Origin of the sequence: Methylotenera sp. (assembly GCF_030653755.1) — a bacterium.
In the GTDB taxonomy this organism is placed as follows: Bacteria; Pseudomonadota; Gammaproteobacteria; order Burkholderiales; family Methylophilaceae; genus Methylotenera.
This window is the reverse complement of sequence record NZ_JAURYU010000052.1, coordinates 21,737-35,549: the sequence shown is the minus strand read 5'-3', so window position 1 is coordinate 35,549 and position 13,813 is coordinate 21,737. Positions and strand designations below refer to the sequence as shown.

15 protein-coding genes are annotated in these 13,813 nt (G+C 43.0%); 7 read left to right on the top strand and 8 right to left on the bottom strand.

What is annotated here, in order from left to right; translation table 11 throughout:
* Positions 1–27 precede the first annotated feature (27 nt).
* The 6 genes from Q7U33_RS11100 to Q7U33_RS11075 all read right to left on the bottom strand — a co-directional run bounded on the left by Q7U33_RS11100 (position 28) and on the right by Q7U33_RS11075 (position 5,538).
* Positions 28–357: a hypothetical protein gene (locus Q7U33_RS11100; protein ID WP_304860896.1), complete on the bottom strand. Its 330-nt coding sequence runs from the start codon at positions 355–357 to the stop codon at positions 28–30.
* Positions 358–367: 10 nt separating this feature from the next.
* Positions 368–1,945, bottom strand: coding sequence for a type II and III secretion system protein family protein (locus tag Q7U33_RS11095; protein ID WP_304860894.1), 1,578 nt, complete (start codon positions 1,943–1,945; stop codon positions 368–370).
* Positions 1,946–2,154: 209 nt separating this feature from the next.
* The gene (gene cpaB / locus Q7U33_RS11090; RefSeq protein WP_304860892.1) at positions 2,155–3,036 is read right to left on the bottom strand and encodes a Flp pilus assembly protein CpaB; all 882 of its coding nucleotides are present in this window, start codon (positions 3,034–3,036) and stop codon (positions 2,155–2,157) included.
* Between the two features lie 50 nt (positions 3,037–3,086).
* Positions 3,087–4,442 carry an ATP-binding protein gene (locus tag Q7U33_RS11085; protein WP_304860890.1) on the bottom strand — a complete coding sequence of 452 codons (1,356 nt, stop codon included), beginning with the start codon at positions 4,440–4,442 and terminating at the stop codon, positions 3,087–3,089.
* 179 nt (positions 4,443–4,621) lie between these two features.
* Positions 4,622–5,191, bottom strand: coding sequence for a prepilin peptidase (locus tag Q7U33_RS11080; protein WP_304860888.1), 570 nt, complete (start codon positions 5,189–5,191; stop codon positions 4,622–4,624).
* Between the two features lie 134 nt (positions 5,192–5,325).
* Complete coding sequence (locus tag Q7U33_RS11075) at positions 5,326–5,538, bottom strand: Flp family type IVb pilin (protein WP_304860886.1); 213 nt, start codon at positions 5,536–5,538, stop codon at positions 5,326–5,328.
* Positions 5,539–5,815: 277 nt separating this feature from the next.
* On the opposite strand from Q7U33_RS11075, the gene Q7U33_RS11070 reads away from it, so the two are divergent.
* Positions 5,816–7,312 (top strand): PAS domain-containing sensor histidine kinase, encoded by a 1,497-nt coding sequence (locus tag Q7U33_RS11070; RefSeq protein WP_304860884.1) that lies wholly within the window; start codon positions 5,816–5,818, stop codon positions 7,310–7,312.
* On the top strand, positions 7,309–7,926 hold the full coding sequence (locus tag Q7U33_RS11065) for a response regulator transcription factor (RefSeq protein WP_304860882.1): 618 nt from the start codon (positions 7,309–7,311) through the stop codon (positions 7,924–7,926). The genes Q7U33_RS11070 and Q7U33_RS11065 overlap by 4 nt, the downstream gene beginning before the upstream one ends.
* A 151-nt stretch (positions 7,927–8,077) precedes the next feature.
* Here the strand turns inward: Q7U33_RS11065 and Q7U33_RS11060 are convergent, their stop codons facing one another.
* Positions 8,078–8,701 carry a PEP-CTERM sorting domain-containing protein gene (locus Q7U33_RS11060; RefSeq protein WP_304860880.1) on the bottom strand — a complete coding sequence of 208 codons (624 nt, stop codon included), beginning with the start codon at positions 8,699–8,701 and terminating at the stop codon, positions 8,078–8,080.
* Positions 8,702–9,055: 354 nt separating this feature from the next.
* Here Q7U33_RS11060 and Q7U33_RS11055 point away from each other — a divergent pair, with 354 nt between their 5' ends.
* From Q7U33_RS11055 to Q7U33_RS11035, 5 genes are all read left to right on the top strand, one after another.
* The gene (locus tag Q7U33_RS11055) at positions 9,056–9,661 is read left to right on the top strand and encodes a nitroreductase family protein (RefSeq protein ID WP_304860878.1); all 606 of its coding nucleotides are present in this window, start codon (positions 9,056–9,058) and stop codon (positions 9,659–9,661) included.
* Positions 9,662–9,733: 72 nt separating this feature from the next.
* Positions 9,734–10,180, top strand: coding sequence for a universal stress protein (locus tag Q7U33_RS11050; protein ID WP_304860876.1), 447 nt, complete (start codon positions 9,734–9,736; stop codon positions 10,178–10,180).
* A 78-nt stretch (positions 10,181–10,258) separates the two neighbouring features.
* Entirely contained in the window at positions 10,259–10,708 is a 450-nt protein-coding gene (locus Q7U33_RS11045; protein WP_304860874.1) for a CBS domain-containing protein, read from the top strand.
* A gap of 145 nt (positions 10,709–10,853) precedes the next feature.
* Positions 10,854–12,428, top strand: a complete 1,575-nt coding sequence (locus tag Q7U33_RS11040) for a peptide chain release factor 3 (RefSeq protein WP_304860872.1) — start codon at positions 10,854–10,856, stop codon at positions 12,426–12,428.
* Between the two features lie 61 nt (positions 12,429–12,489).
* Complete coding sequence (locus tag Q7U33_RS11035) at positions 12,490–12,873, top strand: YchJ family protein (protein ID WP_304860868.1); 384 nt, start codon at positions 12,490–12,492, stop codon at positions 12,871–12,873.
* Between the two features lie 263 nt (positions 12,874–13,136).
* On the opposite strand, the gene Q7U33_RS11030 is transcribed toward Q7U33_RS11035, so the two are convergent.
* Positions 13,137–13,805 (bottom strand): PAS domain-containing protein, encoded by a 669-nt coding sequence (locus tag Q7U33_RS11030; RefSeq protein ID WP_304860864.1) that lies wholly within the window; start codon positions 13,803–13,805, stop codon positions 13,137–13,139.
* Positions 13,806–13,813: the final 8 nt, after the last annotated feature.

Genomic DNA, 13,813 nt, shown 5'->3' with positions numbered 1-13,813 from the left:
CTTCGTTGCCCAGCGGGCGCCAAAGCCTTACCTTGTTCCTGTACTACTACCACTACTGCCGCCACCAGCGCCACTTCCACTAGAACCAATGCCAATGTTAAATACGTTGGGGGTGACAGGTGGTTGTGTAAATGATTTGTGATATCTATCTACCGCAGCATCTGCTGCCTGACCGCCCACCCCAGCCACAGGGTCGGTATTCATCGAGGCATCAGGATTAATAGTCTGCTGGGCTTTTGCAGCGTTCACGGCCTCACCAAAATGGTCATCAAGTATTGGTGTTTTAGTGGCACAACCAGCGATTGCAACAGATGCAATGAAGGCAGATAGAATGGTTTTCAATATTGAGGTGTGCATGACTATCTCCTTATTTCATTTCAAAGCCATCTTGAGCGCCACCATCTTTAGTACCGCCTTCTTTAGCACTATTGGGCTCTGGCACTTCTGTATTTGGCTGAGGTACAGGGGCGCTATCTGCTGGGTCTGTAGTTTTTGAGTCCGCAGGTTTACCTTCTAACTGCCCATTCAAGAAAAACTCTGTTTTACTTGGTGGGTTAAAGCTATCGGTAGGCAACGCAAAGTTAGGTGGTAATGGTTTTACCAAACGTGGGGTGATTACAAACAACAGCTCAGTTTTATCCTCTTGGAAAGAACTGCTTCTGAACAGCGCGCCAAGGATTGGAATATCTCCCAAGATTGGAAAGCGGCGAATGCTCTCTGTAATGTTGTTTTTGATCAAACCTGCAATCGCAAAACTTTGACCATCTCGCAACTGCACTGTGGTAGAAACACGCCTAACGGTAAATGATGGAAACACACTACCGCCCACTGTCGTGCCGCCTTGAGTAAGCTCAGAAACTTCAGGTGCCACTCTTAAATTAATTAGCCCTTCCTCTAATACTGTTGGTGTAAATCTTAGTCCAACACCAAAATCACGCTCTTCTAAGGTGATAATAGATGCGCCGCCAACCGCATTGTTTTGTGGAACAGGAATGAAAATTTTACCGCCCGCCAAAAAGCTACCTTCTTGTCCACTGATGGCAATAATATTAGGCTCGGCTAAAATCTTAACCACACCTTCTTTGTTCTCAGCATCGATTTTAATTTCCTTATTACCATGGGTAATGGTCAATAAACCACCTGGTGATAATGGGTCAGCCCCTGTCAGGCTTAAAAACCCAGAAGCAATGGCATAAGCAACACCACCATTACTACGAGAAGCTCCAAATGATGCGCCCAATTTATCTAACAGGTTTTTTGACACCTCAGCCATTTTTACCTCAAGCATTACCTGTTGAGGGGCTGCTACCCGAAGCATATTAATGACTTTTTTATCCTTATCTTTACCACCATAAGCCTCTGCCAGCGCCATGGCTTGATCAACTTTCACAGCATCAGCCACCGTGCCACTAAGTACCAATGAGTCTGCGGCTGTACTGACTTTAATGCCTTTTTCACTTGGCATAATTTGTTGCAATTTCGCATGCAAGGAAGCAGCATCCATTGCAGTGGTGACGGCAACAACTCTTACATCCATCACAGCAGACTGGCCTGACTTATCTAAAATAATTACCATCGTAGAGCCGATAGATTTTGCATGTAACACAACCTCTCGCGGGCTAGTGACATCTACCTGGACCACTTTTTCGTCATCCACTTTTACCCTTTGTAGATTAACACCAGCAGGTAACCTCACCAGATGCGATTGCCCTAGTGACAGTTCAACGCTAGGCACGATCTCTGTAGAAGATGGCACAGGCCGCACTGCTTTCTTTGGCGTTACCGCAGCAAGCAAAATATTCTGCATACCAACCTGAGGCTCAGCTGCATACACCGGTGCTATTGAAAGCAACGTCATTCCTAACATGGCAGCCAAAAGATTATTCACACAGCACCTTACCTGACTGTGTAAAAACTGATCACGTTTGATCTTGTGCTTGTTCATCTCATTTCTCCCTGACAATATGCCGTTTCGCTTCCAAATTTCGATACGAGCTAGGTTTTGTCTAAGTATTCAGTTCACAGTACCCACTTCACACCTACTTAACCCATCACCGTTGCTTCGATCTCACTGTCTTTTGAAACTAAGCGCTTCAACCCATCTTTCAATTTACCCTTCAACATGTCCTTTAATTCACTTGCTACATTTAAAATCTACTCAGTAGCAGGTTTAAACTCCTCTATCGTTTTGGTTGCACCGCGCACCACTTCAACCTGCTCATAAGATGGTTTTTTTACTGCTACCACTTTACGTGCAGGCGATTTACTCACAACCGTTTTCACCTCAGCTTTAACCTGAGGCTGCTGCGCCACCATAGGCTGCTCTACACGATTAAGCAGGTCCTTTTTGGTTGACCCTTGGCTAGTCACCACACTGGTATCAATCTGGTTACGCAACACTAAAGACAAAGTACCAACACTACGTGCAAGGTCTAGCTTTTCAGCTTGCTCTGGTGTCACCTCAAGCGTCACTGCATTCACAACTTTAGGTTTTGTCTCATCTCTGTTTTGCTCTTGTGCCACGGCCAACACCATAATGTGCTCAAGTACAATTTTTGAAATACTCTTGTTCACGTTATCAGCCTTAACACTTTCATCCTCAGTATTCACTACAATATCGACATAATTACCAGGTAAAGCAAAGCCCGCCACACCTACCACATCATTCACTCTCACCGTCATGGCACGATTACCTTGGCCAATCACCGCAGACAAACCACCAGTTGCGCCAATGGGTGCCAATTTAGATTCCAGCACTGGCTCGCCTCTTAACAAACTCGTTTTTACTACCCTCGTATCTAAAGTTTTCATATCTTCAGTCGCACCTGCAGGCACGCTTCCTTTTGGCCAATCAGCCAACTTAAGCATTTGCGGTGTGAGTGGTGTACCTAAATCAATATTAATGGCTGCCACCACCACCTTGCTAGAAGCTACTGTAGCCGCTTGTTGAGAGATCCATCGTGAAGCCAGCACAACAGCGCCTAACCCTATACCGACTGAAACCACAATCATTAAAAATGCTCTTGGATTTTTCATCTGTCATCCCCTTTATTGTCTGTTCTCATCAACATGTCGTGACGCATTCATTAATCATGGGTGAAATAATTATTCCAAGCCCAATCCAGCAACTCTTTACTCATCGTCGCTGGCTGATCTTCATAACGTGCTATATCTCTTAACTGCTCCAATATATCTCTAGGGATACAGGCAGATAATGGCCTGCCTGTCTTGTAATGATGCTCATGCAAAAGGTAATGCAGGCCTTCTTCACTAAATGGAACATTGATCTCTTCGCAAACTTGTTTAGCAATGATGCGATATTCATCTTCGCTTAATGGTCCTACATATATCTTGTAACCAAGGCGACGTAAAAACGCCTCATCGGCCAGTTTGCTAGGGGCTAAATTAGTGGAGAACACCACAATCACATCAAAAGGCAACATAAATTTCTTGCCTGTATGTAACGCTAAATAGTCAACATGACGGTCTAGCGGCACAATCCAGCGATTCATAATATCGATGGCTGGCGTCAACTGACGGCCCAAATCATCAATAATCAACAATCCATTATTGGCTTTCACCTGAGGCGGGGCCTGATAAAAACGAGCGCTCTCATCAAAATCTAAATCCAGCATAGAAAGTGTTAACTCACCACCCGTTTTAATCACAGGCCGATGACATGTCACCCATCGCTGGTCTGACTGCGATCTTCTATCTAAACTAAGACTACCAGCATCATCTGCTGGTATGGATTGATGATGACTTAGGGGATCAAACACCTGAATGACTTCGTTATCCACCACAATCGCATGCGGAATCGCAACATCACCCGATAACAACCCAGCCAAATGCTCTGCTATAAATGTTTTACCGCTACCCGCTGGACCATATACAAATATTGCACGGCCAGAGTTCATGGCTGCGCCAAATTGTTTAAGAATGCGCTCTTTAACCACCAAGCCATCAAACACACTAAGCAACTGCTCTCGTGTCACATGCATATTAGTAACAGACTGCTGACGCACCTGTTTGATATAAGCGGCTAAACTGACAGGTGCAGGGCCTACATACTGATTTTTACGTAGATAATCTTCTGCGCGCAACCTTCCCAACTCAGTGAGGCTGTAAGCAATGGCTGTCTCTGCTTCACTGCTACGCACCGCCTCGCACATGCGTTCTGTCCGCATAAATGCGAGTAATGGCTCTAGTACTAAAACAGGTAGTTTGACGTAAGAAACCAGATCCATTAAACGCATCTGGCCACGTAAGAATAAGGCTTTGGTCAAAATCTCAACAATAAATTGAAAACTAAGCCCAGTTTCATCAATAGTGCGCGGCTGCATCGGAACTAAGGTTTTACGCCGTTCTTCATGCGCTTGCTGCCTATGCTCTGTCAGGCCTATTTTCATGATCTCATTCACTTTTTCGGTTAATTCATTCATTTATTTTTTGTATTATCTTTACTCGTTTCGGGCTATACCCTCACTTAACCAATCCGTAAACTTAACAACCAAACTAATACCCAAACTTAGTAACTGAACCTAGCGCGCTTTAACCCTCCATACACTCACTTATTAACACTTAGCATTGACTGATAATCAACGATTAAGTCAGACTTACTCTACAAGCGCTGCCAAATCAGGTAAGCAAAGGTACCTAAGGTAATGGCCACTGCATAAGGTAACTTTCCTACCGAAACTGGTAAATCATTCATCAATGGCGCCTGCCCTGCACTTAATTTAACTGCACTGCCGTAGAGCATCAATTTAACGTTCTGTAACATCAACCCTAACTGTTTTGACCACAGCACCACCAATATCGCCATCACTCCACCTACTACCAATGTGGCTAACACAGCGCCTAATACTTCATTGGGTCCTAAAAAGGCGCCTACCATGCCCATCAACTTCACATCCCCTGCGCCCATGGCACGTAACCAATAAAGTGGTAAAAACACTGCCATGCCTACCACCAAACCTTTCAATGCTACCCACCAACCCAACGCACCGGGTATCTGTGAATTAAACCCCCAGCCCTCAGGTAAAATTCCATTTAAAACAACGCCAAGCAACACGCCAATTAACACTACTTTGTTAGATATTCGATGACTACTAACATCCTGTTTTGTCGCCAGCAACAGCAATATAATCATTGGCATTAACGCTAATAGACCCATTAAATTTGGCGTCATTTTGGTACCTCTTTACTTTGCTAATTTTTAATACATCTAGAAATCGTAGCCTTGATTAACGCCGCCTATACCCCTTGCAAACTACAAGCAACATTGGTTTATGATTAACTATCAAGGCTACAATTATCTATATATTAAGTACCTCCGCCTCCACCAGTACAAGCTGCTGGACTACCACCAAGCGCGGTTGCAACACTTCTGAAAGTTTCACAAACACGATTACCTGTTGTTGTGACCGCGGCGATAATCACTACCGCAATAAGCGCTGCAATCAACGCATATTCAATAGCAGTAACGCCCTCTTCGTCATGAATGAATCGCTGCAAACCTAAATATAAACTTTTCATTTTGAAACTCCTTTTATTGAAAAATACGTGCTACAAAACTACCATTGCTTACTGCTTTGTGTTTCCTCACCTTGCGGCAATCACTTTTTATTATTCCTTTATCAGCCCTACTGTTACGCCGATATGCATAATCTACTGCAATCGCCCTAACACTAATATACGAGCGAACCCCTAGCCTTTATGGGCTATTGGTTGAGGCACACATTCATTAATTTTTAATCTATAATGAATTAACAAGTTGCCTTACGTGTATCTCGATATTTGATAAGGACTTTTCTTGACCTACCCATTACAAAGCTTAAGTTTTCAAACCTTATTTGATGCAGTAGCTGACGCCATGTTACTTGTTAGCCGCACAGGACAAGTCGCCCAAGCAAACGTGGCAGCGCAAACGCTGTTAGGCTATACCGCGCAAGAAATCATCGGGCTAGAAGTTGACGCGCTAATCCCTCAACGTTATCGAGATCATCACAGCCACTATCGAATGGCCTTTATACAAAACCCAGAAAAACGCCCCATGGGTAGTGGGAACGAACTTTCAGTCTTAACAAAAGGTGGCAAAGAACTCACAGTAGATATCGGGCTTAGTCCAATTCATCATGAAGGCCAGCTTTATATCCTAGTCACTTTTTACAGCGTATTTAAACGTCAAGAAGTTGAACGTGCGCTACGCATGAGCGAAGAACGTTTAAGACTTGCAAAGAAAGCTGCTGGATTAAGCGTTTTTGATTTTGATGAAAATCTAAATATGCTCAACGAAAATGAACATTTATTAGCCATTTGGGGAGTAGATCCAGATAAAACAAAGCAATATGATGAAAAAACGCCTCTAATACATCCACAAGACCTAGCTACTAGAGAATCAGCTATACAGCTTGCAACTGATCCCGCAGGTAATGGTGAGTTTAACGTAGAGTATCGTGTCATCAATCGAACAGACAACTCCATACACTGGGTATCTGCCATAGGCAAAGCACATTTTAAAGATGGTCACGCAACCAGATTATTAGGCGTAGCAAGAGACATCACCGAGCAAAAATTGCTTGAGAAAAAACTGCAAGACCAACATGCAGAAACTGAAACGCTATTTGCAAAAGAAGTAGCAACACAAACTGCCTCTGCGATTGCGCATGAAATTAACCAACCACTCACTGCAATCTCTGCCTATAGCGAGGTTGCCCTGCATGCACTAGAGCAGGAAAAAATTGATTCATCCAGCCTCAAGCGTGCACTTGAAGGCTGTGTAACACAAGCGCAACGTGCTGGTGGAAGCTTGCATGAGTTACTCGCTTTTCTGCAAAAAGGAGAGCTAATCAAAGATCACTTAGACATTAACGAGGCCGTAAAAGAAGCGTTAGTGATTGCAAAAAACTATGGTTATTACGATTTTTACCCAGTATTACAGTTAGAAAGCAATATAAAACCAGTTATCGGGAATAAAACACAAGTGCTTAAAATACTCGTCAACCTGTTAAGAAATGGCGTTGAAGCGATGCGTGGCGCTGGAATATCACTTTCATCCATTAGCATTACCGTCCGCACTAACGCTAATATCAACATGGCACATGTCACCGTACAAGATGTCGGCCCTGGACTTAGTGATGAAATTGCCAGCCGAATTTTTGAGCCGTTTTTTACCACAAAAGCTAAAGGTATTGGGATGGGACTTGCGATTAGCCGTACGCTAGCAGAGGCTAACGGTGGTCAACTCTGGTTAGATCCTGATATCAAAGTAGGTGCAACCTTCCATTTCACACTCCCATTCGCATCATGAACACTCATCACCCTACCATTTATATTATTGACGATGAACATGCGATTCGTGACTCATTAACATTAATGATTGCTCAAGAAAACATTCCAGTATTGGCGTTTGAAAGTGCTGAAGCGTTCTTAGCCGTTTGCCCAGAAGAGTGCTACGGATGTGCAATTGTCGACTACAGAATGCCTGAAATGGATGGCTTGCAACTTCAAGAAGAACTCGCAAAACGTAATATCTCAATACCTATCATCTTTCTAACAGGTCATGGAAATATTCCAACCAGCGTAAAAGCCATTAAAGCTGGGGCAATAGATTTCTTAACCAAACCCGTAAGACGAGAAAAACTAATCAGCGTTGTCACAGCGGCAATGATGGAATCAGAAAAATCACTAACAGAAAGCGCTAGCTGTAAAGAAGCTGAAAAATGCATCGCCAGCCTAACCGAGCGAGAATACGACGTCATGCTGCTAGCAATACAAGGGCATCACAATAAAGATATCGCACGAAAACTTGGCATTAGTCATCGTACTGTAGAAATTCATAAATCCAATATCATGCACAAAACTGGCGCAAACCATGTGCTCGATTTAGCTCGTATCGCACATAAAAGTGGCTTAAAAGAGTAAATTTGAGCCTGTCATAAACTGTGGAATTTAGCGCAAATGTAGTTTCTATTTTGTTTATATTTGAATAAGCTACTTTTGCTTAAAACACCTACTTAGGTTCAGCTGAACTATGCCCACATTTAAGCGCTGAAGGAGTCTGAGCTCATTTATTTTATGCATACATAAGTGCGCCCTGTGCATTAAAGCTGGTTTTGCGCTTCGCACGCCATCCCAATATTCCCAACCCAACCAGCATCAGCGTATAGGTTTCAGGTTCTGGTACAGGTGATAGCGTGCCTATCATGCTAACGCACCAATAACAACCAATATTCATGTACGTGTTAGGGTCAAATGGGTCGTATAGCAAAGTCTGCCCCCAATACGATATGTCCATTGTTGCATGAGTACCTGGCGTGGAAGGATCAAACCCCTCCCCTAGAATCTGTAACCAATAACTTCCAGGGGAATATATATTAGGGCCATAACTCTCGGTAAATGTAACGGCACCATCAAATGAAATGATGCTAAACTCCCCGATGCCACCATCAGAAAAATCATTACAGGCTACACAACCAGCCGCGCCAGATGTTTTCACGGTAATGTTGGAAATAGTGCCAGTATCAGTGTTTAAATCAAAACCGCCACTTAGTATAAAGTTCTCATCCCCACCCTCACCCCACCAATACGCGTTAGGGTCAAAGTTGCTATTAACTTCCCAATGGATGACGTTTGCCAATGCCGAGCTAGGCCCAAGTAATGCCAAACCGAGCAATAACTTGTGAGTATCGTTAAACATAATGCTCTCCTTCATTAAACAATTATTCAACAGCAGGGGTGAAGTTGATCTCTACTGAAATAATTATTAATGAATAATTTGCTACTGACTGTGTGCCAGATAACAGAACTGTAACTATTTTAGGGTGATGATTAAAGTTTATTTTGCGCTTTGGTGACCATTCAATGCGTTAGGCACTCAATCACTTCCCGTTTGTAACGCTTCAAATGCCATCGAACCCATCAACCTAAAATAATCATTTATACGTGTTCGCGCGGATTAACTAATGCGTTTATTCTTGATACTGTAGTTCTGGACAAGTTTTAAAAAAATACAGGTAAATGTATCGCGTGAGTCACTGATGGGAGTACATAAATGTCATTACTTGAAATCGAAATGAGCCTTTACGAAGCCATATTAGCTAGGCGCTCTGTACGTAGCTACACAACACAAAAGCTAGAAAAAGGGGCTGTTTCTAGCCTTCTTGAAGCTGCAATACGTGCACCCACCGCTATGCATGGTGAACCTTGGGCATTTGTCATCATACAAGATCAGCAGTTGCTAAAAAAAATATCAGACCAAGCTAAGCCCATGTTACTCACGATGATGCATCACAATCAACATCAGCATGCGCTGAAGCTATTTGAATTACCAATCGATCAAGACTTTAATATTTTTTATGATGCAGGAACGCTCATCCTAATCTGTGGGAATACAAAGATAAAATTTTTTGGGGGGGATTGTTGGCTGGCCGCTGAAAATTTAATTTTAGCTGCCTGCGCAATGGGGCTTGGGTCATGCATTATTGGGAGTGCGCTTCCTGTTCTAAATTTACCCGAGGTAAAAACTAAACTAGGCATCCCTAATGAGTTTACGGTAGTAGCACCGATTGTTGTTGGCTACCCTGATGACATGCCTCCTCCCTCCTCGCGTAAACATCCTCGCATTCTGTCGAACATAACGACAGGGAGCGTTAATTAACATAATTAAGCTAAGAAATGATTGGTTTGCATACGATCAACGCGGCGTGTGTGTGTTGGGAGGCGTTTAAAAATGTACAAACATATTCTTTGTCCGATAGATGGTAGCAGCACTTCAAACTGTGGCATGGTGGAAGCTATTAGTCTTGCAAAAGCACTTCAAGCAAACCTTAGGTTCTTACATATAGTCGATACTTATTTCCCGATTTTAGACGCAAATGGAGAACTTAATATTTTGTATCTTGCGGATATTCAACGTAGCCAAGGTAAAAAAATACTAGAGGTTGCTGAAGAAAGAGCACGTCAATATGGCGTGTCAGCCGAGTGCATTATCGTAGAAAGTATTGGTGAGCGTGTATCTAAACAGATTATTAAACAAGTAGAAGAGTGGCCCGCAGATGTAGTTGTGATGGGGACACACGGCCTACGTGGATTCGCACGTTTAATGATGGGTAGCGATGCAGATATGGTGATCAAACAAAGCCACGTACCTGTGCTCCTAGTTAAGACACACAGTTAAACTAGTTAAGACGCACAGTTAAATAAGTAAATGACTGAAATACCCACAATCGTATTTAACAGTAAAAAGGAACCCATTATGTCAATTAGCGCTATTTGTAATCACGAAGTGGTCACAGTTAAAGCAGATGCCACTGTTTTTGAAGCTGCTCAATTAATGCGTAGCCACCACGTTGGCGATGTTGTGGTCGTCAAAGAAAATCAAGGTAAAAATATCCCCTTAGGCATCGTCACAGACCGTGATTTAGTCATAGAAGTTGTAGCAACTGAGTTAGATTGCAAAGTCATGACGGTGAGTGACATCATGGTCAGGCATTTATCAGTAGTCAAAGAAAATTCTGGGATATTTGATACGATTAAAATCATGACATCAAAAGGTGTTAGAAGACTACCTGTTGTGGACGAGCATGGCACACTCACAGCCATTGTAACGCTGGATGACTTACTAATACTGCTCTCTAACGAGATTGGCTCATTATCAAAATTGGTGACGCGTGAACTTAAAAATGAGACGTCATCAAGACGTTAAGGCCAAGGTAACGTCTAAGCTAGTCATCTCAAATATAAAATATGCGTCATTAGCTGACAACAAAGCCATCTCAGCTAATACCCGTTTTTTCGAGTTAAGCCATATTTAAGGTAAAATGACGCTTTTAAATCAAATCTATCAAAACATGTCATCGCTTCAAGACGAAATTTCCCGCCGCCGTACGTTTGCTATTATTTCTCACCCCGATGCTGGTAAAACCACACTGACCGAAAAACTGCTCTGGTTCGGTGGTGCAATTCAGGTAGCTGGTGAGGTGCGTGGCCGTAAAGCTGCACGTCATGCAACGTCAGACTGGATGGAGCTTGAGAAACAACGCGGTATTTCCGTGACCTCATCTGTCATGCAGTTCCCTTACCGCGAACACATGATTAACCTACTAGACACCCCAGGCCATGATGACTTTTCTGAAGATACTTACCGTACATTAACCGCAGTAGACTCTGCGGTGATGGTCATTGACTCTGTAAACGGTGTTGAAGCGCAAACCATTAAACTATTAAACGTATGTCGTATGCGTGACACACCGATTATCACGTTCATTAATAAACTAGACCGTGAAAGCCGCCCACCCATTGAATTATTAGATGAAATTGAAACCACGCTTGGCATGGAATGCGCGCCAATGACCTGGCCAATTGGCATGGGCAAAGGCTTCCGTGGCGTTTATCATTTGTATAACGATGAAATCTCTTTCTTTGACCCGCGTGCAGAAAAAGGCACCTCTGAAACGATTAAAGGCTTAGATAATCCACGCGTTGATGAACTATTAGGCCGTCAAGCTGAGGAATTGCGTATTGATATTGAACTGGTGCGTGGTGCATCACATGAGTTTAATAAAGAGCGCTATTTAAACGGTAAACAAACACCTGTGTTCTTTGGCTCTGCCATTAACAACTTTGGCGTGCAATCATTGCTAGATGCAGTAGTAGATTTATCTCCACCTCCACAATCGCGCAACACAGCAAGCCGCCCTGTAGAAGCAAATGAGGGTAAGTTTTCAGGTTTTGTATTCAAAATTCAGGCAAACATGGACCCAAAACACCGTGACCGTATCGCGTTCTTGCGTGTGTGTTCAGGCCGTTTCGAACGTGGCATGAAGGTGAAGCAAGTTGCCACTGGCAAAACATTAAGCGTGAACAACGCCATTACCTTTATGGCACAAGACCGTACCACGATGGATGAAGCGTATTCTGGTGACATTATTGGCATTCCGAACCATGGCACCGTGAAATTGGGCGATACTTTTACTGAGGGTGAAAACCTTAAATTCACGGGGATTCCATCATTTGCGCCTGAGTTCTTCCGCCGTGCGCGCATTAAAAACCCGATGAAAATGAAGCAGCTACAAATTGGCCTAAAACAATTGGCAGAAGAAGGTGCTGCACAGTTGTTCCGCCCTCTGCTTTCAAACGATCTTATTTTAGGTGCAGTTGGTATGTTGCAGTTTGAGGTGGTTGCACATCGTTTAGAGCATGAATACAGCGTAGATATGGTATTTGAACCATACGATTGCTACACAGCACGCTGGTTACGCGGCTCTGACGCAGATTTAAAAACCATTGCAGATAAATACGGCTTTAACGTGGCATTCGATGGTGCAGATGATTATGTGTACTTAGCGCCTAACCGCGTTAACCTACAGATGGCGCAAGAACGTTACCCTGATATTCAATTTTTAGAAACACGTGAAATTGCATAATTTATCAAGCCACACAGCCCAGCAAGCCATTGCTGAACTTGCTGGCACTTGGTAGCAAACAATGTCTGAATGTCCATGTGGAAGTGGCAACGCATACCAAGCTTGCTGTGAACAATATCATATTAGTATTGCCGCACCTAATGCAGAAGCACTGATGCGCTCGCGTTACAGTGCCTATGTGTTAAAACTTGAGGCATACCTACTTAAGACTTGGCATCCAGACACGCGCCCTGCACAACTAGATTTAAACCAATATCCACTGAAATGGTTAGGTTTGCAGGTAAAAAAGTACAAACAAATTGATGAGAATCACGCAGTAGTTGAGTTTGTTGCGCGTTATAAGCATGCCGACAACCTAAGCGGCCGTGCTGAAAGGCTACATGAAGTTAGTCAGTTTGAGCGCATTAACGCAAGCTGGTACTACGTGAGCGGTGAAGATCAGTAATTTTCTACAGTTTTATTGTGATAAAACTTCATGTTCTAAAAACAAAGCTCAAACCGAAAAAGTATTTTGAGCTTTTTGATTCAAGCTAATTGATTGAATCAAAAAGCCAATCAATTATTTCAACCATTGATTGAAGCCATGATTATCTTACGAAACCATTTAACCCAACTAAGCGCATTACTTAGGTAAGTTTAGTTGGTAAATTAGGGGGAATTTGGTTCACTATCTATTTTATAAAGCGATTGAAACAATAGCCTGGAACACTAATCCCGACCAAGTGGCGTAACGCCTACAATTGAGCCTATCACCTCTTTTGGCGCGCCAGATTCACTCACCACTAATTTCAGCTCCTCTCTTACCAACAACCATATTCCACTTGCTGTTAAAAACCTGTACTCGTGCCTTAACAAATCACTTGCACTAATGTTTTGTAAGCGCTCCATCACCTTTGGTAGATCATCTTGATGAATATGCGCATGCCAAAATCCACTATGCGCCATGAACTTATCTTTGTCATAGCCAAATAATTGACTGATATTTTTGCTCACAAAGGTCATGGCATATTCTGGCATAGGCGTTCTGGCAAAAAAGATGACTGGAATCGTGTTCACAATCTCACCGATACGAGATTTTTCACGCTCTAACTCCAACGCATCTAAACGACGTTGCTCCGCTTCAAGGTCTGTACTTAAGTGATTTTGCACATGATCAGCATGAATCTGCTCTTCCACCAGATGCAACAGCTCATAACTTTTCAAATGCATCGCATGCGCAATACTACTCACCGTTTTTAAGCTAGGCTGTTTAACACCTCGCTCTAGCATAGAAATAAAAGTACGCTCTAAGCCAGAAAGAGAGGCTAGCATTTCCTGTGTAAGGCCAAGATCTTGACGAACTTTCTTAATGACTGTACCAAATAAAGATTTATGCATGAACTTCC

Bases quoted from the DNA above. Each gene is read 5' to 3' on its own strand.
- Q7U33_RS11100 (WP_304860896.1), bottom strand. From the start codon at position 357: ATGCACACCTCAATATTGAAAACCATTCTATCTGCCTTCATTGCATCT.
- Q7U33_RS11095 (WP_304860894.1), bottom strand. From the start codon at position 1,945: ATGAACAAGCACAAGATCAAACGTGATCAGTTTTTACACAGTCAGGTA.
- cpaB (WP_304860892.1), bottom strand. From the start codon at position 3,036: ATGAAAAATCCAAGAGCATTTTTAATGATTGTGGTTTCAGTCGGTATA.
- Q7U33_RS11085 (WP_304860890.1), bottom strand. From the start codon at position 4,442: ATGAATGAATTAACCGAAAAAGTGAATGAGATCATGAAAATAGGCCTG.
- Q7U33_RS11080 (WP_304860888.1), bottom strand. From the start codon at position 5,191: ATGACGCCAAATTTAATGGGTCTATTAGCGTTAATGCCAATGATTATA.
- Q7U33_RS11075 (WP_304860886.1), bottom strand. From the start codon at position 5,538: ATGAAAAGTTTATATTTAGGTTTGCAGCGATTCATTCATGACGAAGAG.
- Q7U33_RS11065 (WP_304860882.1), top strand. From the start codon at position 7,309: ATGAACACTCATCACCCTACCATTTATATTATTGACGATGAACATGCG.
- Q7U33_RS11060 (WP_304860880.1), bottom strand. From the start codon at position 8,701: ATGTTTAACGATACTCACAAGTTATTGCTCGGTTTGGCATTACTTGGG.
- Q7U33_RS11055 (WP_304860878.1), top strand. From the start codon at position 9,056: ATGTCATTACTTGAAATCGAAATGAGCCTTTACGAAGCCATATTAGCT.
- Q7U33_RS11050 (WP_304860876.1), top strand. From the start codon at position 9,734: ATGTACAAACATATTCTTTGTCCGATAGATGGTAGCAGCACTTCAAAC.
- Q7U33_RS11045 (WP_304860874.1), top strand. From the start codon at position 10,259: ATGTCAATTAGCGCTATTTGTAATCACGAAGTGGTCACAGTTAAAGCA.
- Q7U33_RS11040 (WP_304860872.1), top strand. From the start codon at position 10,854: ATGTCATCGCTTCAAGACGAAATTTCCCGCCGCCGTACGTTTGCTATT.
- Q7U33_RS11035 (WP_304860868.1), top strand. From the start codon at position 12,490: ATGTCTGAATGTCCATGTGGAAGTGGCAACGCATACCAAGCTTGCTGT.
- Q7U33_RS11030 (WP_304860864.1), bottom strand. From the start codon at position 13,805: ATGCATAAATCTTTATTTGGTACAGTCATTAAGAAAGTTCGTCAAGAT.